The 19230-nt window shown below is 58.9% G+C and carries 24 protein-coding genes and 2 tRNA genes; 17 read left to right on the forward strand and 9 right to left on the reverse strand.

Translation table 11 applies throughout. From position 1 onward, the window contains the following. Nucleotides 1–116: 116 nt before the first annotated feature. From tsaB to ACVWYY_RS13360, 7 genes are all read left to right on the forward strand, one after another. Nucleotides 117–824 (forward strand): tRNA (adenosine(37)-N6)-threonylcarbamoyltransferase complex dimerization subunit type 1 TsaB, encoded by a 708-nt coding sequence (gene tsaB, locus ACVWYY_RS13330; protein ID WP_457404173.1) that lies wholly within the window; start codon nucleotides 117–119, stop codon nucleotides 822–824. A 36-nt stretch (nucleotides 825–860) separates the two neighbouring features. Beyond that, nucleotides 861–1418 carry an elongation factor P gene (gene efp, locus ACVWYY_RS13335; RefSeq protein ID WP_011432091.1) on the forward strand — a complete coding sequence of 186 codons (558 nt, stop codon included), beginning with the start codon at nucleotides 861–863 and terminating at the stop codon, nucleotides 1416–1418. Between the two features lie 69 nt (nucleotides 1419–1487). Next, nucleotides 1488–1961, forward strand: a complete 474-nt coding sequence (gene accB / locus ACVWYY_RS13340; protein WP_011432092.1) for an acetyl-CoA carboxylase biotin carboxyl carrier protein — start codon at nucleotides 1488–1490, stop codon at nucleotides 1959–1961. 385 nt (nucleotides 1962–2346) lie between these two features. Then, nucleotides 2347–3276, forward strand: a complete 930-nt coding sequence (locus ACVWYY_RS13345) for a metallophosphoesterase family protein (RefSeq protein WP_414419539.1) — start codon at nucleotides 2347–2349, stop codon at nucleotides 3274–3276. A 76-nt stretch (nucleotides 3277–3352) separates the two neighbouring features. Further along, on the forward strand, nucleotides 3353–4099 hold the full coding sequence (locus ACVWYY_RS13350) for a phosphoadenylyl-sulfate reductase (protein WP_011432094.1): 747 nt from the start codon (nucleotides 3353–3355) through the stop codon (nucleotides 4097–4099). A 3-nt stretch (nucleotides 4100–4102) separates the two neighbouring features. After that, nucleotides 4103–4417: an antibiotic biosynthesis monooxygenase family protein gene (locus tag ACVWYY_RS13355; RefSeq protein ID WP_414344235.1), complete on the forward strand. Its 315-nt coding sequence runs from the start codon at nucleotides 4103–4105 to the stop codon at nucleotides 4415–4417. A 115-nt stretch (nucleotides 4418–4532) separates the two neighbouring features. Then, nucleotides 4533–4604: transfer RNA gene (locus ACVWYY_RS13360), tRNA-Val, on the forward strand. 110 nt (nucleotides 4605–4714) lie between these two features. Here the strand turns inward: ACVWYY_RS13360 and ACVWYY_RS13365 are convergent. Then, on the reverse strand, nucleotides 4715–5656 hold the full coding sequence (locus ACVWYY_RS13365) for a phosphoribulokinase (protein ID WP_457440803.1): 942 nt from the start codon (nucleotides 5654–5656) through the stop codon (nucleotides 4715–4717). 285 nt (nucleotides 5657–5941) lie between these two features. Between ACVWYY_RS13365 and ACVWYY_RS13370 the strand changes: the two genes are divergently transcribed. Then, nucleotides 5942–6709, forward strand: coding sequence for a PspA/IM30 family protein (locus tag ACVWYY_RS13370; protein ID WP_011432097.1), 768 nt, complete (start codon nucleotides 5942–5944; stop codon nucleotides 6707–6709). A 249-nt stretch (nucleotides 6710–6958) separates the two neighbouring features. Next, nucleotides 6959–7423, forward strand: coding sequence for a pentapeptide repeat-containing protein (locus ACVWYY_RS13375; RefSeq protein ID WP_457440805.1), 465 nt, complete (start codon nucleotides 6959–6961; stop codon nucleotides 7421–7423). A gap of 12 nt (nucleotides 7424–7435) precedes the next feature. Here ACVWYY_RS13375 and cysQ read toward each other — a convergent pair whose 3' ends face one another. From cysQ to rpsP, 5 genes are all read right to left on the reverse strand, one after another. Then, nucleotides 7436–8239 (reverse strand): 3'(2'),5'-bisphosphate nucleotidase CysQ, encoded by an 804-nt coding sequence (gene cysQ / locus ACVWYY_RS13380; RefSeq protein ID WP_457440807.1) that lies wholly within the window; start codon nucleotides 8237–8239, stop codon nucleotides 7436–7438. Between the two features lie 16 nt (nucleotides 8240–8255). Continuing rightward, complete coding sequence (hisF, locus tag ACVWYY_RS13385) at nucleotides 8256–9017, reverse strand: imidazole glycerol phosphate synthase subunit HisF (protein WP_457440809.1); 762 nt, start codon at nucleotides 9015–9017, stop codon at nucleotides 8256–8258. A gap of 61 nt (nucleotides 9018–9078) precedes the next feature. Then, complete coding sequence (locus tag ACVWYY_RS13390; RefSeq protein WP_457440811.1) at nucleotides 9079–10182, reverse strand: Get3/ArsA fold putative tail anchor-mediating ATPase NosAFP; 1104 nt, start codon at nucleotides 10180–10182, stop codon at nucleotides 9079–9081. Further along, the gene (locus ACVWYY_RS13395; RefSeq protein WP_011432102.1) at nucleotides 10179–10454 is read right to left on the reverse strand and encodes a KH domain-containing protein; all 276 of its coding nucleotides are present in this window, start codon (nucleotides 10452–10454) and stop codon (nucleotides 10179–10181) included. The genes ACVWYY_RS13390 and ACVWYY_RS13395 overlap by 4 nt, the downstream gene beginning before the upstream one ends. Nucleotides 10455–10506: 52 nt before the next feature. Beyond that, nucleotides 10507–10986, reverse strand: a complete 480-nt coding sequence (gene rpsP / locus ACVWYY_RS13400) for a 30S ribosomal protein S16 (RefSeq protein ID WP_011432103.1) — start codon at nucleotides 10984–10986, stop codon at nucleotides 10507–10509. Nucleotides 10987–11248: 262 nt separating this feature from the next. Between rpsP and ACVWYY_RS13405 the strand changes: the two genes are divergently transcribed. Beyond that, complete coding sequence (locus ACVWYY_RS13405) at nucleotides 11249–11695, forward strand: TerB family tellurite resistance protein (protein ID WP_414375318.1); 447 nt, start codon at nucleotides 11249–11251, stop codon at nucleotides 11693–11695. A 233-nt stretch (nucleotides 11696–11928) separates the two neighbouring features. Here ACVWYY_RS13405 and ACVWYY_RS13410 read toward each other — a convergent pair whose 3' ends face one another. Then, nucleotides 11929–12324: a metal-sensing transcriptional repressor gene (locus tag ACVWYY_RS13410; RefSeq protein WP_414341707.1), complete on the reverse strand. Its 396-nt coding sequence runs from the start codon at nucleotides 12322–12324 to the stop codon at nucleotides 11929–11931. Nucleotides 12325–12438: 114 nt separating this feature from the next. On the opposite strand from ACVWYY_RS13410, the gene sds reads away from it, so the two are divergent. Beyond that, nucleotides 12439–13410 (forward strand): solanesyl diphosphate synthase, encoded by a 972-nt coding sequence (gene sds, locus ACVWYY_RS13415; RefSeq protein ID WP_041436149.1) that lies wholly within the window; start codon nucleotides 12439–12441, stop codon nucleotides 13408–13410. A gap of 28 nt (nucleotides 13411–13438) precedes the next feature. Here the strand turns inward: sds and lepB are convergent, their stop codons facing one another. Then, nucleotides 13439–14125 carry a signal peptidase I gene (gene lepB / locus ACVWYY_RS13420; RefSeq protein WP_041436160.1) on the reverse strand — a complete coding sequence of 229 codons (687 nt, stop codon included), beginning with the start codon at nucleotides 14123–14125 and terminating at the stop codon, nucleotides 13439–13441. Nucleotides 14126–14286: 161 nt separating this feature from the next. Between lepB and ACVWYY_RS13425 the strand changes: the two genes are divergently transcribed. Beyond that, complete coding sequence (locus ACVWYY_RS13425) at nucleotides 14287–14643, forward strand: hypothetical protein (protein WP_011432108.1); 357 nt, start codon at nucleotides 14287–14289, stop codon at nucleotides 14641–14643. A gap of 31 nt (nucleotides 14644–14674) precedes the next feature. Here the strand turns inward: ACVWYY_RS13425 and ACVWYY_RS13430 are convergent, their stop codons facing one another. After that, a complete protein-coding gene (locus tag ACVWYY_RS13430) occupies nucleotides 14675–15721 on the reverse strand; it encodes an ATPase, T2SS/T4P/T4SS family (protein ID WP_457440814.1) in 1047 nt (348 codons plus the stop codon). A 168-nt stretch (nucleotides 15722–15889) separates the two neighbouring features. Between ACVWYY_RS13430 and ACVWYY_RS13435 the strand changes: the two genes are divergently transcribed. From ACVWYY_RS13435 to ACVWYY_RS13455, 5 genes are all read left to right on the forward strand, one after another. Then, complete coding sequence (locus tag ACVWYY_RS13435) at nucleotides 15890–16609, forward strand: pyridoxine 5'-phosphate synthase (RefSeq protein WP_414383724.1); 720 nt, start codon at nucleotides 15890–15892, stop codon at nucleotides 16607–16609. Between the two features lie 14 nt (nucleotides 16610–16623). Beyond that, complete coding sequence (locus tag ACVWYY_RS13440; RefSeq protein ID WP_011432111.1) at nucleotides 16624–17256, forward strand: DUF3318 domain-containing protein; 633 nt, start codon at nucleotides 16624–16626, stop codon at nucleotides 17254–17256. Nucleotides 17257–17268: 12 nt separating this feature from the next. Beyond that, nucleotides 17269–18102, forward strand: coding sequence for a biotin--[acetyl-CoA-carboxylase] ligase (locus tag ACVWYY_RS13445; RefSeq protein WP_457440816.1), 834 nt, complete (start codon nucleotides 17269–17271; stop codon nucleotides 18100–18102). A 41-nt stretch (nucleotides 18103–18143) separates the two neighbouring features. Continuing rightward, complete coding sequence (locus ACVWYY_RS13450) at nucleotides 18144–19049, forward strand: M23 family metallopeptidase (protein WP_457440818.1); 906 nt, start codon at nucleotides 18144–18146, stop codon at nucleotides 19047–19049. Between the two features lie 83 nt (nucleotides 19050–19132). Beyond that, nucleotides 19133–19213: transfer RNA gene (locus ACVWYY_RS13455), tRNA-Leu, on the forward strand. Nucleotides 19214–19230: the final 17 nt, after the last annotated feature.

Here is a 19230-nt window from a genome sequence, read left to right on the forward strand (position 1 = left end):
TTGGATAACAGTAGTCATGAGGACAAACTTCCCTAAGGAAGCGCGAAGATTGACAACCTAAACTTAAAACATCCGTTAAGTTTCGTCAACTACCTTTTTTGATCCTGAGAGAGGCCATGTCGCTTGTCCGCTGGATTTTAGGGATCCACACCACCACGCCCGTTTTGGGCCTGGCCCTGCTGCCGTTGGAGCCAGGGTTGGGAGAAACCCGCAGTCAGAGCTGGTGGCTGGATCGGGAGATGGCAGCGCAGTTGCACCCCTGCTTGAAAGTCTTCTTGGCCGGTCAGGCTTGGTCGCAGATAGCTGGGATCGCTGTAGCTTTGGGGCCGGGCAGCTTTACGGGCAGCCGTTTGGGGGTGAGCGTGGCCCGTCTGCTGGGCCAGCAACTGGGCATTCCCGTGTTTGGCTACTCGGCTTTGGCCGTCCTAGCCCGCCATGTGTGGATCTGGCAGGGATCCCCGCCCCAGCCCTTGACGGTGGCGGTGCAGATGGACGCCAAACGAGAAGAGTGGTATGGCGGCGTATATCGGGTGACAGAAGAGGGTGTCGCTGCAGAAGTGGCCGATCGGCTCTGGGAGGAAGAGGCTTGGCAGGCAACTCTCCGACAGTGGCCGCAAGCTCTATCCGTGAATGCCGCCGATTTTGTGGATTCTGCACCTGTGGTGGCGTTGGCAGAATTGGCCCGCGCCGATTTTCGGGCCGGATTGCGCCCTCAGTGGCAGGAGGTGCTGCCCCTCTACGGTCGCCAGCCCCCGATTGATCTCAGAGGGCTGAATCGGACTCCGCCTCCCCAGCGCGAACGGAGTGCCCCATCGTCACGGTAAGATTGGGAAGTCTAAGCAACGGATCCCTCTGCTGACATGATCTCAAGCAACGATTTGCGCCCTGGCGTCTCTGTAGAAATTGACGGAGCTCCCTACAAGGTGATCGAGTTCCTGCATGTGAAACCCGGCAAGGGGGCAGCCTTTGTGCGCACTAAGCTCAAAAACATGCAGACTGGCAACGTTGTGGAGAAAACCTTCCGCGCCGGTGAAACCCTGCCCGCAGCCACCATCGAAAAAGTCGAGATGCAGTATCTCTACGCGGAAGGGAACAACTTGGTGTTTATGGACATGGAGACCTATGAGCAGGCTCCAATTACCGCCGCCCAAATTGGCTCCGCCGTGAAATATCTGAAAGAAAACATGCAAGTGTCAATCTTGCGCTGGAATGGGCAGGTGATCGATGTGGAGCTGCCCAACACCGTTGTTCTGGAAGTGGTGGAAACAGATCCAGGGGTGAAAGGAGATACCGCCACTGGGGGAACCAAGCCGGCCAAGCTGGAGACCGGTGCTGAGATCCAGGTGCCTTTGTTCATCAAGGTTGGAGAACGGATTCGGGTCGATACCCGCACCGACACCTATCTGGGCCGGGAGTGAGTTCTCCCTCTCCTTTTCGGTTATGGATTTCTGTTGTGGACAGGTGATGCATCAGGAGTGAACCTTCCCTTGGATGTTGTCAATTGGCAGGAAATTCGTCTTCTCCTGGCCGCTCTGCAAGAGAGCGATGTTACCGAGCTAACTCTGGAGTTCAAAGATTTTCGCCTCACCTTGCGCAAAGGGATCCCGACTGAGCTCTCCTCCACCCCCGCCAGTCCGGTTATTGTCTCCTCTGCGCCTCCTCCTGCTCCTGCAGAAGCGCCCCCTCCTCCCACTGCTCCCAAATCCACCCCCAGCCATTGGATAGACGTGACGTCACCAATGGTGGGCACTTTCTACAGCGCCCCAGCTCCAGGTGAACCTGACTTTGTGCGGGTTGGCCAACGGGTGAACAAGGGCCAAACCCTGTGCATCATCGAGGCCATGAAGCTGATGAACGAGATCGAGGCCGAAGCGGCAGGCGTGGTGACCGAGATTTTGGTGAGCAATGGGCAATCGGTGGAGTTTGGGCAGGTGTTGATGCGGTTGGATCCCACGGCTTGATGGGCAAGGGGGTAAACCGGATTTTGGCGACCCAATCTCCCTTGCCTGTGTATACACCAAAGTTGAATCGGATTGAGGGGATGTGGTCGGTGTTGAAGCGCTGTATCCGGCAGTTTTCCAGAGCCGGGAAGTATGGGATGGAGCAAAGGGTACAGACCGCTTTGCTACTCATCGATCCATTCAATCCATCCTGCTGGGAGAAAAGTTGGGGGTGACAGCCTGGGAAACCCTCTCAGACCAATTTGACCAGTCTGCGCGCCCCTTTCACAGCCCTACCTGTGCCCCAGTTGCCGATGGCTCCCAGCTGAGGTTAAGAGAAGCCCATAGCCCCCCGGCCCCTCATTGACTATGATGCGGGCGTGAGGTGTGAATAAGTACCTAAACAATGGCAACCCAACGCATTTGCTTTGCTCAAGTCTCAGATGTCCACCTGATGCCCGAGACGGGGTGCCGCTGTTGGTGGATGTCCGATTCCCCCCGCCGCCAGTTGGAAGCCGCCGTTGCCCATCTCAACCAGGTGCCCGATCTGCACTTCGTGGTGTTTACCGGGGATTTGGTGGATCAAGCGGATCCGGAGAGCTTTCAATCTTTCCAGGAGATTGTTGCCCAACTGCGGGTGCCCTATTACCTCAGCCTGGGCAACCACGATATCGACACCCTAGGGAGAAAGGGACGCTTCAACCGGGATCAGTTTATCCGTTGGTGCCAAAGCCAATTTCCCCTGTCCCCGGCTCCCACCGGTTACGTCGATTACAGCCTTTCCCCTCTGCCCGGGATCCGCTTGATTGCCCTCGACGCCAGCCTGGGACGCTTCCCTTTGCCTCAGGGCGTGCTCCGCCCCTCCCAACTGCACTGGCTGGGCGAACATCTGCAAACGGTGCCGGAAGAATGGCTGATCCTGCTGATCCATCAGCCGCCCTTCATTGCTCCCACTCAAATGGACGCGGTTTTGTTTCGCAAGTACCGGCTCCTCAGCGAACCAGCCTCGGCGCTACACGCTCTCTTGGCCCGTCACGGACGGGTGGTGGCGGTGCTGAGTGGCCACCTGCATGTGCCGAAGGTGTATGTCCGCGATGGGATCCCCTACCTGACAGCACCTCCTCTGGTGGGGCCGGTTTCGGCTCTGCGGGTGTTTGAGCTGGAGGTGAACCCACGGCGAGGGGTGTTGCGCTACCACTGGGTTAAGTTGCCGGCATTGGATCCCAGCCCCCTCTGGCACGGCTTGGTGATGGGGATCCGACGGGATCGCTGGGGACAAATCCCTCTCCGGGCCAAGGGATCCCGCTCTCTCCCTCTGCCCGCTGCCGCCTGGTAATCAAAACCCCTAAAGCTTGACCGAATTAGTGTAGATTAAAAAAAGCAAAAATCGTCGAGTTCGGTGTCTTCCCCCTATGACAGCAAGCCTTTCTCCTTCTAGCCGCTGGGAGCTGGCGGCTCAAGCGCTGCGGGAGCAGTATCAACCTCAAGTGGCGTCCCTGAGCGAACGGTTTGAGCCTTTGTCGGCAAGCGACCTGCTCACCTGGGCGGTTGAAGAATTTGGAGATGGGCTGGTGCTGGCCTGTAGCTTTGGCCCGGAAGACCTAGTGCTGATCGATCTGCTCACGGCGATTAACCCCCGTGTTCGCGCTTTTTTTCTGGACACCGATTTTCACTTCCCGGAAACCCTACAACTGCGGGAGCAGGTGTTGGCGCGCTACCCCCACTTGCAACTGCAGATCTTCAAGCCCTTGCTTACCCCGGAAGAGCAGGCAGCTCAATACGGGCCAGAACTGTATCGCTCTAACCCCGACCTCTGCTGCAACATCCGCAAGGTGGAGCCCTTGAATCGTGCTCTGGCCGGTTGCACCACTTGGATTACAGGGATGCGTCGGGAACAATCCCCCACCCGCGCCGATATCGGCAAGGTGCAGTGGGACGGCAAGCGCAACCGCCTCAAACTCAACCCGCTGGCTGACTGGACAAATGGCCAAGTTTGGAAATACATCCTTGACCACGGGATCCCTTACAACCCCCTGCACGATCGCCACTACCCCAGTATCGGCTGCCTCCACTGCACTGCGCCTGTTGAGCCAGGGGCGGATCCCCGCTCTGGACGCTGGAAGGGCACAAGCAAAACCGAATGCGGCCTGCATACCTAACCCATGACTGCTTCCTCCATCCTTGAGGTGGCTCAGTTTGAAATTACCCCCGGCTCTGAAGCCGCCTTTGAAGCCGCCATCGCTCAAGCTTTCATCTATTTGCAGCAGACCGACGGCTACCAAGGGCACCAACTGCAGCGCTGTCTGGAGCACCCTCAGCAATACCTACTGCTCGTTCAGTGGGGATCCCTAGAGGCCCATCTGGTCAACTTTCGCCAATCGGAAAACTTTGTCCGCTGGCGTGCCCTCATCGGGCCCTACTTTGCTCGCCCACCCCAGGTGTTGCACTACCAGTTGCTGACCGGATCCCCTTTTTGATTTGAAATAGGGCACCTGTCCACTCTCCACCTAGGTTGACCCCAATGGGACAGGTTAAGATGTGATATTATTTGTTTCCGGCCTTCAGACAGATGCACAGCGGCATCGCTCGTAGGGGCTGTTAACTCAGTGGTAGAGTACCACCTTGACACGGTGGGAGCCGCTGGTTCAATTCCAGCACAGCCCATGTCTTTGGCAGAAGCTGACAAAGGTTTGCTCCAGGATCAGGTTACAGTGCTGAGCCTAGCCCTCCCCTGCAGATCCTGTGAAACTGGGGATTCCTCGCCGCCACGGATTCTACTGGTAGATATGGGCCGCTTTTAGCATGTGGTAGGTGATCAGCAATTGAGTCAAAGCCAGGGGATAGCTCTGGAGCAGCTCGCCGGTGGTGCCGATCAACTGGCCGATGTTGGGGTTTCCCTCTAAGCTACAGAACTTGCCCAGGTAAGGGATTTCGTTGCAGAGCATCCGCTCCAGCTCAATCACTTGGCTGGCCGTAGCATGGGCATCAATCTGCAAAACATCGACGGGCTTGCCCATATCCCGATCCAAATCCAAACGAATGGCAGAGCTAAGGTGATTGTCGCGGGCATTGAGGATTTGCCAAAAATCTGGGTGAGGAATGGTGGGGCGCAGCACCAAGCGTGCATTCAGCAATACCTCGTCTTGGTTGGATCCCTCTTGGGGCGGGTAAAAGGTGACCACTACATCGGCCCATTGGCGCTGTGGACGAATAAAAGCCTCTGAGTCGGGTTCGCGCTTTTTGAGCTCTTCTCGCACTTGCTCTTCGGTATATCCGCGCTTGCGGGTGTCCCGCTTAATCTTCCAAAGGGCTCGTAAATGTTCTGGGGGAGCCAAATAAACCTTGACATCGTAGCTATCCCGCATACCACGGGTAAAGTAGCCCAGCAGCCCTTCGACAATCACGTATTTGTTGGGCTTGACATACTCTGGCGGGTCAAAGGTGCCGGTGCTGTGGTTATAGACGGGCTTTAGGATCGGCTGGCCGGTGCGCAAGAGCGTCAGGTGCTGCTGAACGATATCCAGGTAGTTGCAGTCGGGATGGAGGGCTGTAATCCCCAGTTCAGCGCGTTGTTTGCGGTCGTAGCGGTGGTAGTCGTCGGTGCAGATGACAGTGACGTTTTCTTCCCCCAAGACTTGGGCAATGCCGCGGGTAAGGGTGGTCTTCCCAGCAGCACTATCACCAACAATACCCAGAATAATCGGGCGCTGAGCCACGGATCCCTCTCCTGAATCGTGAACCTGGGGCGGAGAACTCCCAACAACACTGGCCAAACTCAACTTCGTTTCGACCTGCGGATGGCCCCGATCAGAGAACAGGGATTGTCGGTCAGCAAACGAAGTTAAGCAAGCATTATCGGCTCTGGAGGGTATTGGGGCAAGAGAACGTTACAGCTTTTTTCAGCGGAGCCCTATGGATCCCTATACTGGAGTAGAAGCACTGGAAGGCATCAGAGCAGCAAGGGTAGCATTAGGTCAGACCGCTAGAGGGGGAAGCAACCGATGGGATTGTTCGATCGGGTCAGCCGAATCATTAGATCCAATATCAATGCGCTGGTCAGCAGCGCCGAGGATCCGGAGAAAATCCTGAACCAGACTATTCAGGACATGTCTGAGGATCACTACCAGATGCGGCAAGCGGTTGCCCAGGCCATTGCTGCCCAGAAGCGGATAGAGCGGCAGTATGAGCAAGCACAGCAGAGTGTTGATGAGTGGCAAAGACGCGCCGAGTTGGCCCTGCGCAACAACAACGAAGCTTTGGCTCGGGAAGCGCTGGTGCGCAAGAAAACCTTTGCCGAGACTGCCCAAAGCCTGAAGCGGCAGTTGGATGAGCAGACTAAGCAGGTGGAGATCCTGAAGTCCAACATGACCAAGCTGGAGAGCAAGATCGCTGAGGCCAAGACCAAAAAGGACATGCTCATCGCTCGCGCCCGCGCCGCCAAGGCTTCCCAGCAAATCAATCAGGTTATCGGGCGGGTGGACGCCACAAGCGCCTTTGCTGCTTTTGAGCGTATGGAGGAGAAGGTGAACTCCCTGGAGGCCCAGTCGGCGGCAGTGGCCGAGCTGGCGGTGGACAATTTGGAAAACCAGTTTGCCGCTTTGGAGGCGGGTGGCTCGGATGTAGATCACGAGCTGCTGATGCTCAAGGCGTCGATCCAGGGTCAGTTGCCCTCTGGAGGGTCAAAGTCCTCAGGCCAACCTTCCACCGCAAGTGAGAGCGAGGTCGATCTGGAGTTGGAAAATTTGCGCAAGGAGATTGACCAGCTCTAACAGGCGGAATGTCGCTCTCCTCCGACTCTCAAGGCTTGCCGGGCTGAGTTTGGGCCGGGGGGTGGTAAGCTAACCAACAAGAACTCTGACAGCCCTTCTGCCGGCCAGGGGGGCAAGGTTTGTCGGTAAAGCGTTCCACCTCGAGTGCCAGGGATCCCCAGAGGGTAATCAACCTGCGAAAGGGTCACAGCCTGCTTCCGGCAGGGCTGAGGTTAGTTTGCCTACGGTTTTGTGAGAGAACAAACAGCGATGACAACAGCAAGTATCAAGCCTCTCTTGGATGCCAAGCAACTGTTGCAGGCTTATGCGTCTGGCCAACGGGATTTTTCGGGCTCCAACCTGAGTGGAGCGCAGTTGAGTGGCGCGAATTTGAAGGGCATTATCCTACGGGATACCGACTTGAGTGGGGCAGATTTGCGCGAGGCGGATTTGTCGGGAGCAGATCTCTCGGGAGCCGACCTGCGCGGAGCCAAGCTGCGACGGGTGAACCTGATTGGGGCTAAGTTGGTGAAGGCAGACTTGCGGGGGGCCAACCTCTACCGAGCCAAGCTGCTCAGGGCCGACCTCAGCGAAGCCGAGCTGAACCGAGCCGATCTGCGGATTGGGGCCGATCTGCGCGGAGCCATCATCACCAACACCCATTTCCGCGGTGCCCTCTACGACGAGTACACCAAGTTCCCGGATGGCTTTAACCCTACGGAGATGGGCATGTAGCCGGAGCTTCGCTCAGGGGATCAGGTTCTGCCACAGTTGGGCCATGCCTTCGGCAGCCGCTACAAAGGGCGGGTTGTGCAGGTCGGGCTTGTTGTAGCGCAAGGGATCCCCTGCCAGATCGGTAACCCTTCCCCCCGCCTGCTCCACAATGCACTGGGCAGCGGCAGTATCCCACTCCATGGTGGGGCCGAAGCGAGGGTAGAGATGGGCAGATCCTTCGGCCACAAGGCAAAGCTTTAGGGCACTGCCCACAGACTTCACTTCCAGAGAGCCACAGCGCTGCCGCAGCCGCTCGAGGAACTGCTCCGTCTCCGGGTTGCTGTGGGAACGGCTGGCCACCACCTGCCAAGGGGCCTGGGCGGGCGGGCGGGCCCAGATGCGCTCATCGCCTTTGTAGGCCCCCAGCTTTTGGGCAGCTTTGTAGGTGAGGCCGAGAGCTGGGGCGTGGACAGCTCCCAAGATGGGGATCCCCGCCTCGACAAGGGCAATGTTGACGGTGAACTGGCCGCTGCCTCCGATAAACTCGCGCGTGCCATCCAAGGGATCCACCAGCCAAAACCGCTCCCACTGTTGCCGCTCTGGGTAAGGAATCCCGCCCGATTCTTCCGAGAGCACCGGGATCCCTGGGGTCAACTCTTGCAGGCCCTGCAGGATCAGGTGGTGGGAGGCCAGATCCGCCTCTGTAAGGGGAGAGGCATCCGCCTTGGCCCTTACCTGAAGCTGCTCCTGTCTGTAGATGGGCAAAATAGCCTGTCCTGCCGCCTCCGCCAGCCGACTTACCTTGGGCAAGAGAGCGGCCAGATCCTGAGCTTGCATAGGATCCCTCGCAGAGTTAGCAACGCACCGGAATGCCGTGGGCGGCCAAGTCGGCTTTGATTTGGGCAATCGTTAACTGGCCGTAGTGCAACAGAGAAGCCAACAGCGCTGCTTCTGCTCCCGCTTCCTGCAGAGCCTGGCGGATGTGGGCACACGCTCCTGCACCCCCAGAGGCGATCACCGGCACCGACACCGCATCCACCACCCGCCGGGTTAGCTCCAGGTCATAGCCTGCTTGAGTGCCATCGGCGTCCATGCTGGTGAGCAAGATCTCCCCTGCCCCCCGCTCGGCCACGGTTTTGGCCCACTCCACCGCGTCTAGCCCCGTCGGCTGCCTCCCCCCGCGCACGTACACTTCCCATCTCCCTCCCTGCGGTTTGGCGCGAGCGTCGATGGCCACCACAATGCACTGGGATCCAAACCAGCGGCTGGCTTGAGTCACCAAATCCGGATCCCTGACCGCCGCCGAATTGAGGCTGACCTTGTCTGCCCCGGCCCGCAGCAGTTGCCGGATCCCCTCCAGATCGCGGATCCCTCCTCCCACCGTGAGGGGAATGAACACCTGCTCTGCGGTGCGCCGCACCACTTCCAACAAAATCTCCCGCTCTTCGTGGGTGGCGGTGATGTCCAAAAAGACCAGCTCATCGGCTCCTGCCTGATCGTAAGCCTGGGCCAGCTCTACCGGATCCCCGGCATCCCGCAATTGCACAAACTGGATCCCTTTCACCACCCGCCCTGCCGCCACATCCAGACAGGGAATGATCCGTTTGGCCAACATCGCTCTCTCCCGAGGACTCCATACCGCTAACGCGAACAGAGGGGAACACCTGGGGATCGTTTTAGCCGAAGCTGATGACCAGGAAGGGTTCTTGAAACTTGGCCCCGGTCACCTGCCGACCCGCCAAGCTGGGGGGCAAGAACAAGTTGCGCCGCTGATCCCCGGCGGTAATGGTCAGCTCCGGGCCTGACTGGCTCAGCTCGATTTGGGCCTTGCTGAAGCCGGGAATAAACAGCTTGACTGTACGGGCTCCCTCGTCGATGGCCACGGGCGGCGGCACATCCGGCACAGCGAACATCCCCCCCACCGCTGCTTCCAAAGCCGACCAATCGGATCCCTGACGCAGGGGGAGCGTCCGTACTGTCAGCGGGAAAAAATCGGCGGCCGAGACCTCCCCCGGAGCCAGAGGGGTGACCCAGAGGCCACCCACCGTCAGCCCTACCATCTGAGCGCTCCCCCAAAGGTAACGGGCGGTTTGCACGGCCATCGGGTCTGGGGTGGTCACCAGGTGGGCCAGCACACGGCGCGGATTGGCAATAGCCTGTCGTCCCTGCTCCAAAAGGTTGGTCATGCCCCCCAACCGCTCTGGCAGATCCTCCAGGGAGGAAAATTCCACGGTGCTTACCGAACGCAACAAGGGCTCGGCAAAGGGTCGCAGGGTTTTGGCCAAGTCGGATCCCAAAAAAGCTTGGGAGGCTCGCCGCCAGTACCAACTGGCCACCTCCGGGATCCCAAAGGCCCGCAAGGTGGTCAGATCCCCTGGCCCATCGTAGAGAATGCAGTCGTATTGGCCGCTGGCATCGTAACGGCGCAGAGCTTCCAGGGCCAGGGCCTGATCCATGCCCGGCAACACCCCCAGTTCCTGGCCGTAGATCTCCCGGAAAAAGGGGGTGCGCACGTATCGGGCTTCCAGCTCTTTGGCCGCCGTCCAGAACTGCTCCAGCAGCTGGGTTGTCCGCAACTGCACCACGCTCAAGTTGGCAGCAATGGTCACCGGCTCGCCGGAAAGCGGGATCCCGCCCAAAAGCATTTCCAGCCCCGGCCCCGCCTGATGGCCCACCAACAGCACCCGCCGCCCCTGCTGGGCTGCGGCCCGAGCTGCCGCCACGGCCAAGGTGCTCCGACCTGCGCCCCCCTTGCCCAGAAAGGTGAGAATTTGGCTCATTCCCGCTCCTCCCGATTCCGCTCTCCCGCCTCTCCGTAGATATCGATGTACAGAGATTGACCTGCCAACTGAGCTGCGGCCATCATCACCTGTCGAATCGCTTGCAGGGTGCGCCCGCCCCGCCCGAATACCCGCCCCCGATCCTTCGGGTCAAAGGCCAGCCGCAGCCATACCTTTCGCCCGCCACAGGTGGTTTCCACATCCATTTGAAGAGAGGCGCTGCTGAGCAGCGGTTCGATCAAAAGATGGGCGAGAGCCTTGTAGTCTGGCATAGAGAGCTAGACGACAGGAGGGAACAACTGGCCAAGCCAAGCTTAGCCGACCCTAGGCCTCAACCGCTTCCTCAACCTGAGGCTTTTCAACTTCAGCTTCTGGAGGACTTAATTCTGCCGCTGCTGTCTCGGTGGCAGCTTCGCTCAATTCAGACTCGGGAACATCGGCGACCTCAGCCTCGGCCACGGATTCTGTTGCAGGGGCCTCTTCTGCCGCCTCAGGGATCCCAGCTTCAGGCTTGGCCATGGCCGGGATGCGAATCGAGGCTACCACTCCCCCTTCCCCTGCTTTCAACATCTCGTAGATGCCGGCCTTTTTGAGGAGACTGTCCACGGTCTCTGTGGGCTGAGCGCCACAACGCAACCACTTCAGCAAGCCTGCCGTTTGCAAAACCGTCTCCTTGGTGCGCGGGTTATAGTAACCCAGTTCCTCTAGCGGACGGGCTTCACGGCGGCTTTTACTTTCAATGGCGATGATGCGATAGCTGGGTTGCCGCTTTTTTCCGTAGCGCTTGAGCCGCAATTTGACCATGGGGTATCCACTCCTTGGGGGACGCTCCGCAAGCTGTAAAGATCCAAAAAATCCAAAAAAGAGTTCGCCTAGACCCGCCAAGCCTGCTGAAGCTCCAGAGCCCCGCTCCGAGCCTTTGGCGTTTGGCCGGTAGACACAGGCTTTTTATTTTAAGCGATTTTCTGCTTGACTGGAACTTGACTGGAAAATGTCCGACCCCGGTTTGGAAGGCAACCTTCATGGCAGAGTTGAAGAGAAAACCCTACACTCAGCAGCAACTCCCATGATCAACTACGCCGATTTGACAGACGAGCAGCGCCAGCTCTACCTCAAGGCCCTGATCGCGGTGGCCCGAGTGGATGGCCAGTTGGACGAAGAAGAAACCTCTTTTTTTATGCAAATTGCAGAAGGGGTAGGCATCGAAGCGCCACTGGCCCAGACCTATCTGGCGGATGAAACAGGTGCGCCTTTGGATATCAGTGGGATCCCGCCCATGCGCAACGCGGCGGGGGCCTTGATCCTGCGGGATTTGGCAGCAATGGCGGTGGTGAATAGCCAGCTGGTGGAAAAAGAAGAGGAGCTAATTTTCGAGATCGGCAAAGCCATGCAGTTCAGCGCTGAGGAGATCAACGAGTTTATCGACTGGGCCTTCATGGGACTGCAGTGGCAACTGAAAAGCGCATCCCTGCTGGAGCGCTATGCCCAGCCCTCCCCCCAACCTTCTGAATGACATTGGGGTAGCGGGTAGCATAACGACAACCCGCCTTGGCCACTGCATCAACACTCCGGCTTGGTGTTTCCTTGAACCAAGCTAGGGGGGGTTTCTAGATTGAGTCAGATCATATGGTCGTTTCAGGTTAGGGTGATACACCTGGGCTACTGAGAAAGCCTTCTAGACTGGTGCATCCAATGTTTTAGGTGTGAGTGCAGTGTCCTAGTTTAAATCAAAATGACCATCAAAACCTAGCCGATAAAACGATCCAGAGCCCGCTGCAACTCTTCCAGCTCCACTTCGATGTTGCCGGTCTCGATGGCATGGCGGATGCAGTGGCGAATGTGATCGTCCAAAATCAGCCGCGCCACCCGATCCAGCGCTCCCTTGACGGCGGCAATTTGCAGCAGCACATCTGGACAGGGCTGATCCTGCTCGATCATGGAGCGGATCCCACGCACATGCCCTTCGATGCGAGCCAAGCGGTTGGTCAACTTGCGCCGAGACTGGGGATCATGATGGTGAGGCTGGGCCCGCCCAGACAGCGGCGGCTTTTCCAGCGCCAGCTCCCACTCCTCCTCCCAATCGGGTTCTGAAGGGAGCGGTGGAACGGAATGAGATCGAAGTGGGGGGACGGGATCCGACATAAAAAGGGCAAAGGACTGCCTGCATGATACCGCTTGGTTTTCCCCGAGAACGATGGGGTACTCTACAATAGAAAAAGATGTGAAATTTTGTAAAACCTCTCATACTTTGGCTCCATGACCTCTGTGCTCTCCCCCTTTGGCCCTGTAGAAGCGGATCTGGAGCGTTTACGCCAGAACCTGACGCGGTTGGTCAGTGCCAAGCACCCCATCCTGGCCATGGCTGCCGAACATCTGTTTTCGGCGGGGGGGAAAGGGATCCGGCCAGCCATTGTGCTCCTCATCGCCCGCGCCACCACTCCAGATGGAGAGATTACCCCACGGCATTGGCGCTTGGCAGAGATTACTGAGATGATCCACACGGCCAGCCTGGTTCACGACGATGTCATCGACGCTGCCGATGTGCGACGGGGCATCGATACGGTGAATACCCTCTTCGACAATCGGATAGCCGTGCTGGCGGGGGATTACCTCTTCGGCCAAGCTGCTTGGTACTTGGCCAATCTGGACAACCTGGAGGTAGTGAAGCTCCTTTCCAAAGTAATCATGGATTTGCCGGAGGGAGAGGTGCGCCAGAGCCTCACCCGCTTCGACCCGGATGTGTCGATGGAAGACTACCTGGCCAAGAGCTTCTACAAAACGGCCTCCCTCATGTCCGGCAGTTCCAAGGCTGCTGGCCTGCTGAGCGGGGTTAGCGAGGAAGTGGCGGATCGCCTGTTCGATTTTGGGCGGGATCTGGGCATTGCTTTTCAGATTGTCGACGATCTGCTGGATTTCACCGCTTCGGCAGAGACGCTTGGCAAGCCTGTGGGATCCGACCTCATCCAGGGCAACCTCACTGCACCCGTTCTGTTTGCCCTAGAGGAATTTCCCCAGATGCGAGAGCTCATTCTCAGGGAACTGTCCAACCCGCAAGATCTGAAGCAGGCCCTGGAGTGGGTGTATCAAAGCGAAGGGATCCCACGCTCTCGTCAGTTGGCCCGCGACTACGCCCAGCGGGCTGCCGAAGCGCTGTATAGCCTGCCGGACTCTGCGGCGCGTCGTGCTTTGTTTCAGATGGTGGACTATGTGCTGGAGCGGCTGCACTGAGCAGTCCCGACAGGGTCAAGCTGGCTTTCTACCGGGCTGTGTTGCCCAACACTTGGGCCTCTGGAAGAAGCTCAGGATATTCTGGCGGGGCGAAAAAGTGTAGGCGATTTGGGGGCCAAAAGCGAAAAATGGTGTTGCCGATGATGTTTTCTTCCGGCAAGAAACCCCACACATGGGAGTCTTGGCTGTCGTTGCGGTTATCCCCCATCACAAAATAGGAGCGGGGAGGAACCACGAATTCGGATCCCTGATTGGGAACTCCAGGACAGCGCTCGCCAGGGCAAGAATAGTCGGGGGGGGCATAGATGTAGTCTTCCCGCAGCGGGATCCCGTTGATGATGACCTCACCGTTGGCGATGCGAATGCGATCTCCCGGCAGGCCGATCACCCGCTTGATGTAGGCCCCGTCGAAGTTCAGTTTGGCGGGAGGGTTGAAAACAATAATATCGCCTCGTCTGGGCGAACCAAAGCGGTAGCTGACCTTTTCCACCACCAGCCGATCCCCTTCTTCCAGAGTGGGCAGCATCGAATCGGAGGGGATCCAACGCGCCTCCGCCACAAAGGTGCGAATGCCGAAGGCCAGCAACAGAGCCAGCACCACCGTCAGAAGGTTTTCCCGTTGCGCCTGCCACCAGCTGCGGGATCCCGAGCTGGCAGGGGTTTCCCCTGATGGCGACTGGGGCTTGGGCAGAGGAGTTGGATCTTTTGACGGCATGGAAGCTAACGAACAAGACTTCACGATCTCAAGATTACCGCACCCAATCCAGGGCAGCAGAATGGGAGGCCCTCCCATTAAACCCCTGCCGGAGAGACGAATAGCCGGCAATAGCATAGGATGGGTATTCTGGTGTACCGTACTCGCGACTGTTAGCCCCTATGACGATTTCAACAGAAGAGCGCCTAGAGCGAGTCGAGCGCCTGGTCGAGGCCAATAGCCAAGCAATAGCTCGTCTCACCCAACAACAAGAGGAAGTTTTGAGGCGGATCGATCGGCTCTCAGGGGATAGCGAAAAACTCTCGGAGCGGGTTGAAAAGCTCTCGGGCGATGTCGAAAAGCTCTCGGGCGATGTCGAAAAGCTCTCAGGTGATGTCGAAAAGCTCACTTTTAAGTTCGACACCTCACAAACCATCGGGGAACGGCTGGAACGTCTAGCCACCAGCCTGATTGCCGGTGCCACCATCAGCATCATTGCCGGAGTGATTTTGGTGCTGCTGCGGGAGGGATCCCGTTGAAGGGATGTTGCTCGGGGCTGGTTTTGGGGGGTCAACTGCCGGAATTGAGTTTTTCCCAGTCCTGCTGGTGGATGGCGATCATCTGGGCTTGGGCTTGAATAGCTGCCAACACCTCCGTCATCAGTGGCCAGTCGCTCCGCGGCGGACTGGGGTACTGCTTAAGCTTGTCAACTGTGTTGCTGAGAGCACTTTGCAATTGTTGCAGCAGTTGATAGGTCTGTTGGGCCAAAGCTAGGGTCTCAGAGACGCGGAGGTTATTCTGGCCTTGTTGATATTTCTGGAGAGCTTCCCCTCGCAGGATGCTCAAGATGGCCCCTTCTCTAGAGGCGGCAGTCTGGCCACTTTTGGAGCGCTGCGGTATGATGCGCAACTGCAACACCAGTGGCTCCCCCCGGTACATCCGCTCCACCTCTGCCTGCTGCGGCTCCCCGATCAACTCCGGATCCAGCGCCATCATCCGCTTCATGGCGGTGATCAACTTCGCTCGTATGGACTCGGAGAGATCTTTGAACAGATCCCGCAAAATCCCCTGCTGGCGGTAGCGCACTCGACAAGAAGGCCCCTCTTGAGGCTCCACGAAAATTTGCTCGGCTTTCTCATCCAAAGCCCGCCGCAGCATCGAGTTGAGCAACTGCTGCACTGTCTCTTCTGATTCGTCGGCGGGGACGGACGGAGGCTGGGTTGGCCTCAACTGCGTGGGGGGCCCCGCCGCAGGAGCAGGAACCTCCCGAGTCACCCGGTTGGCTTGGGCCTGGAGGCGCAGCCGCTCCACCTCTGCCGGGTCGGGGGGATGGCTGAAGTAGTAGGCAATTAAATCCTGCTGCTGCTGAGCGGTGAGAGGGATTGGCTGGACGGAAATCTGGGAATAGGCCAGCATTTTGCTCACATAGTCCAACGCCGCCAAATCCTGGGGATCCACCATGCCCAAGATGAGGCTGTCGGTATCCAGGGCCAAGGGGACGACTTGGTAGTAAATGCAGATCTCCACCGGCAAGTACTGGGCAATTAAGGCCGGCACTCGCGCCCGGTCAACAATGGAGTGTTGTCCCACCGCCAGAGAGGCATCTGGATCAGTCATGGCAAGCCCGGAGTGGATCCCGCACAGGCGAGACGTCGCTACCTGATCATAGAGTAAAGCCTACACCCTCGCGGCCTGAGGCCCATGGCATCCTGGCTCATCTGACCGGCGTAAATTGAATAATGTAATACTAGGGGTATTCTCCTCTACACCCAAAGCAGTAAAGCCTTGTTAAGTCTTGGAGTTAACATCGACCACATTGCCACCCTTCGACAGGCACGCCGCACGGTGGAGCCAGATCCGGTAGCGGCAGCGGTGATTGCCGAGCTGGCGGGGGCAGATGGCATTACGGTGCACTTGCGCGAGGATCGCCGTCACATTCAAGATCGGGATGTGCGGCTGTTGCGGCAAACTGTGCGCACCCACCTCAACTTAGAGATGGCAGCCACCGAGGAGATGGTGGCGATTGCCCTGGAGATTAAGCCTGACTACGTCACTTTGGTTCCTGAGCGGCGGGAGGAAATCACCACCGAAGGTGGGTTGGATGTGGCGGGGCAGGTGTCGCGCCTCAGGGATGTGGTCGGCCAACTGCAGGGATCCGGCATTCCCGTCAGCTTGTTTATCGACCCAGATCCGACCCAAATTGCCGCTGCTGCCCAAGTGGGAGCCCGCTGGGTGGAGCTCCACACGGGGCGCTATGCAGAAGCCTCATCCGCAGCTCAGCGGCAGGTGGAACTTGACCACCTGGAAAAGGCCAGCCAACAGGCTCTTCAGCTGGGCTTGCGGGTGAATGCGGGACATGGTCTTACTTACTGGAATGTCGGCCCAGTGGCGCGGATCCCTGGCATGGAGGAGCTGAACATCGGCCACAGCATTATCAGTCGAGCGGTGCTGGTGGGGCTGGATCGGGCGGTGCGAGAGATGCGTCAGGCGATGGGACTAAGCTGAGGAGCAGGCCCGGCATGAACTCGGAATACTACGGCTACGAAAACTACGTTCTGGATCAGGCGGAGATTGAGCGCCTGTTGGATCTGCTGCCAGCCAGTATGCGGGAGAGTGTGAAGATCTTGCCCGCCTCGGAACGGCAAACGGTGGTGATCAAAGGCCGTCGGCAAATGCCCTGGGAACGGCAGATGCGGCTGTTCATCAAGCCCTACGAGTGGCGGCAATTTACCCCCCTGCAGCGGGCGGGGCTGTTCCTGCACAAGGTGGGCTACTACAGTCGGGCGGTGTCGCGGCAGATCGACTTTTACCTGGCCATAGCAGCTCTGGGGGGGTTGAGCTTGATCTTCGAGGCCGTACAACAGGATCCCGTGGGGGCAACCGTTTCGGGTGGTTTGAGTGGCTTGGCCCTCTGGCAGTTGCGCCGCGACCAAACCAATGACCGCCGTCTGTTGGCTGCCGACGCCTATGCGGTGGATCGCCTGGTGTTGCGCGGGATCCCGCGGCTGCAGGCGGTGGAGGCCCTAGGGCAGGCGCTGCATGTGGAGGCCCGTCTGGAGGGGCGCTCGGGCAATGATCTGCTGGACATGTTGCGCTACCAAAACCTCAAGCGGCTGGCCCAGCGTCCGGCGGAAGATATTGTGTTGAGCTGATCCCGGACGGAGATGCTTTCCCCCTCGCGGCTGGGATCCCGAACGGGCCGGTGGGGCCGCCATCTGCTGCAGGTGGCGGTGACCGATTCCACCAATCGGCTGCTCTTGGACTGGGGCCGTCGGTTCCCACAGCCGCTGCCAGTGGGCACAGTTTTGGTCAGCACCCGCCAACGGGCTGGGCAAGGTCAACATGGGCGGGTGTGGCACTCGCAGCCGGGGGGACTATACCTGTCCGTTTGGCTGGGATCCCCGCCTTTGCATCACTCGCTGCTGGAACTGACCCTGGCCTTGGGCTGGGGCATTGCGGGCTGCTTACGGCAAAACCTTGGGATCCCGCTGCGGCTGAAATGGCCCAACGATTTGGTGGTGGTGGACGAGCAGCGCCCGGATTCTCTGCTCAAGCTGGGGGGGATCCTGGTGCAAAGCCGCTTTGGGGGGGGCGGGCAACTGCTGGGGTTGGTGGCCGGTGTGGGGGTGAATGTCAACAACCCCGTTCCCATTGGGGCAATCACCTTAGCCCAAATTTTGGGATCCCCTCTGCACCGCTCACTCGACCGCACCGAGATTGCCGGCTGGGTTCTGCAGGGGATGGAGCAGGGATTCCACGTCTGGTTGCAAGGGGGATTTGCCCCCGTTCGCTCAGAGTACGAAGCCTGGATGGTCAAGCCGCAAGTCCAATGGCTCGAAAGGGGGACTAGCCTCACGATCTTGGGCCTTGCCGAGGATGGAAGGGTGCGAGTACAAACACAAGGGGAGCGACATCTGCAACAGCAGCAATCCATCCGGACGCTTACACCCGACCAAGTTCGCTTGAGCTATCACATGCCGGCGGGCGATAGCCTGTAATTTCTCTTGTGTTTTTTATGTGGCCTGTGTTGAACTCGGTGATGAAGCTTTGGGTTATGGCAGCGCGCCTTTTCTCCCCCCGAGCTCGGCGGCTGCGCTTTTGGCTGAAGCTGGGGCTGGCTCTGCTCTGGTTTTATCCCACTGCTCTGCTGGCCCAAACCCAACCAACCCCTTTGCCCCCGCCGCCCATGGTGGAACCGGCCCTAGACACGCCTGGGGCAGCAGCCCTGCTGCTGGATGGAGCCATTCCTTTACGAGAGGGCAGCCCTGCGACCCTTGAGGCAGAAACCCGCACAGAGACGGTCATGGGCCGTGAGATTGTGATTGAGCCCCAGAAGAACCATGACCGGGTTCCCCATGCTCAGCCTGAAAGTGGGGTGCCGGTGGTGCTGATGGAACGCAGCTCCGGTCGCCGCATCATCCTCGCCCCTGGCCAAGAGATTCGCATTGAGGATCCCAGCCAGCCCCAAGCTCCTGAACCGCAAACGCCAAGGTTGCCTGAACTGGCGGCAGGTGACGAACGACTGCTCTACCCCCTACCTCACCCGGTGCCGATTACTTCTGGATTTGGCATGCGAATTCACCCCATCCGCGGAGAGCCGGAGTTTCATGCTGGAGTGGATTTGGGGGCCAGCATGGGCACGCCGATCTTGGCCTCTTTAAGCGGCAAGGTGGTCACTTCGGGATCCCTGGGGGGTCTAGGGATCACCGTTGTGCTGGAGCATGCCGGCGGTCGGCGCACTCGCTATGGCCACATGTCCGAAGTTGCTGTAACACCGGGGGAAGTGGTAGAGCGGGGATCCGTCATCGGCTATGTGGGGGCGACCGGAGCGGTAACTGGGCCGCACCTCCACTTTGAGCTGTGGAAGCGGGCGGTGGGGCAAGGTTGGGTGGTTCTGGACGCCACAGATGATCTGAAGGTTGCTGTTGCCCAGCTGCCGGGTTAGCCAGAGCCGGCTTGGGTTAGCATAGGTGGGCGGGCTCCAACTGGAATGCTGGCGCAGGTAACCAGTTGGGTCATGCAGGTTTTGCGGACGTGGCGGAACGGCAGACGCGCTAGACTTAGGATCTAGTGCCGCAAGGCGTAAGGGTTCAAGTCCCTTCGTCCGCATGAGAATCCCCTACTTC

It is taken from the genome of Thermostichus sp. MS-CIW-34 (genome assembly GCF_054060435.1).

Bases quoted from the DNA above. Each gene is read 5' to 3' on its own strand.
- ACVWYY_RS13430 (WP_457440814.1), bottom strand. From the start codon at position 15,721: ATGACTGATCCAGATGCCTCTCTGGCGGTGGGACAACACTCCATTGTT.
- ACVWYY_RS13355 (WP_414344235.1), top strand. From the start codon at position 4,103: ATGACTGCTTCCTCCATCCTTGAGGTGGCTCAGTTTGAAATTACCCCC.
- ACVWYY_RS13425 (WP_011432108.1), top strand. From the start codon at position 14,287: ATGACGATTTCAACAGAAGAGCGCCTAGAGCGAGTCGAGCGCCTGGTC.
- ACVWYY_RS13405 (WP_414375318.1), top strand. From the start codon at position 11,249: ATGATCAACTACGCCGATTTGACAGACGAGCAGCGCCAGCTCTACCTC.
- ACVWYY_RS13345 (WP_414419539.1), top strand. From the start codon at position 2,347: ATGGCAACCCAACGCATTTGCTTTGCTCAAGTCTCAGATGTCCACCTG.
- ACVWYY_RS13370 (WP_011432097.1), top strand. From the start codon at position 5,942: ATGGGATTGTTCGATCGGGTCAGCCGAATCATTAGATCCAATATCAAT.
- rpsP (WP_011432103.1), bottom strand. From the start codon at position 10,986: ATGGTCAAATTGCGGCTCAAGCGCTACGGAAAAAAGCGGCAACCCAGC.
- efp (WP_011432091.1), top strand. From the start codon at position 861: ATGATCTCAAGCAACGATTTGCGCCCTGGCGTCTCTGTAGAAATTGAC.
- ACVWYY_RS13395 (WP_011432102.1), bottom strand. From the start codon at position 10,454: ATGCCAGACTACAAGGCTCTCGCCCATCTTTTGATCGAACCGCTGCTC.
- sds (WP_041436149.1), top strand. From the start codon at position 12,439: ATGACCTCTGTGCTCTCCCCCTTTGGCCCTGTAGAAGCGGATCTGGAG.
- ACVWYY_RS13375 (WP_457440805.1), top strand. From the start codon at position 6,959: ATGACAACAGCAAGTATCAAGCCTCTCTTGGATGCCAAGCAACTGTTG.
- ACVWYY_RS13440 (WP_011432111.1), top strand. From the start codon at position 16,624: ATGAACTCGGAATACTACGGCTACGAAAACTACGTTCTGGATCAGGCG.
- ACVWYY_RS13350 (WP_011432094.1), top strand. From the start codon at position 3,353: ATGACAGCAAGCCTTTCTCCTTCTAGCCGCTGGGAGCTGGCGGCTCAA.
- hisF (WP_457440809.1), bottom strand. From the start codon at position 9,017: ATGTTGGCCAAACGGATCATTCCCTGTCTGGATGTGGCGGCAGGGCGG.
- cysQ (WP_457440807.1), bottom strand. From the start codon at position 8,239: ATGCAAGCTCAGGATCTGGCCGCTCTCTTGCCCAAGGTAAGTCGGCTG.
- ACVWYY_RS13390 (WP_457440811.1), bottom strand. From the start codon at position 10,182: ATGAGCCAAATTCTCACCTTTCTGGGCAAGGGGGGCGCAGGTCGGAGC.
- ACVWYY_RS13445 (WP_457440816.1), top strand. From the start codon at position 17,269: ATGCTTTCCCCCTCGCGGCTGGGATCCCGAACGGGCCGGTGGGGCCGC.
- lepB (WP_041436160.1), bottom strand. From the start codon at position 14,125: ATGCCGTCAAAAGATCCAACTCCTCTGCCCAAGCCCCAGTCGCCATCA.
- ACVWYY_RS13410 (WP_414341707.1), bottom strand. From the start codon at position 12,324: ATGTCGGATCCCGTCCCCCCACTTCGATCTCATTCCGTTCCACCGCTC.
- ACVWYY_RS13450 (WP_457440818.1), top strand. From the start codon at position 18,144: ATGAAGCTTTGGGTTATGGCAGCGCGCCTTTTCTCCCCCCGAGCTCGG.
- tsaB (WP_457404173.1), top strand. From the start codon at position 117: ATGTCGCTTGTCCGCTGGATTTTAGGGATCCACACCACCACGCCCGTT.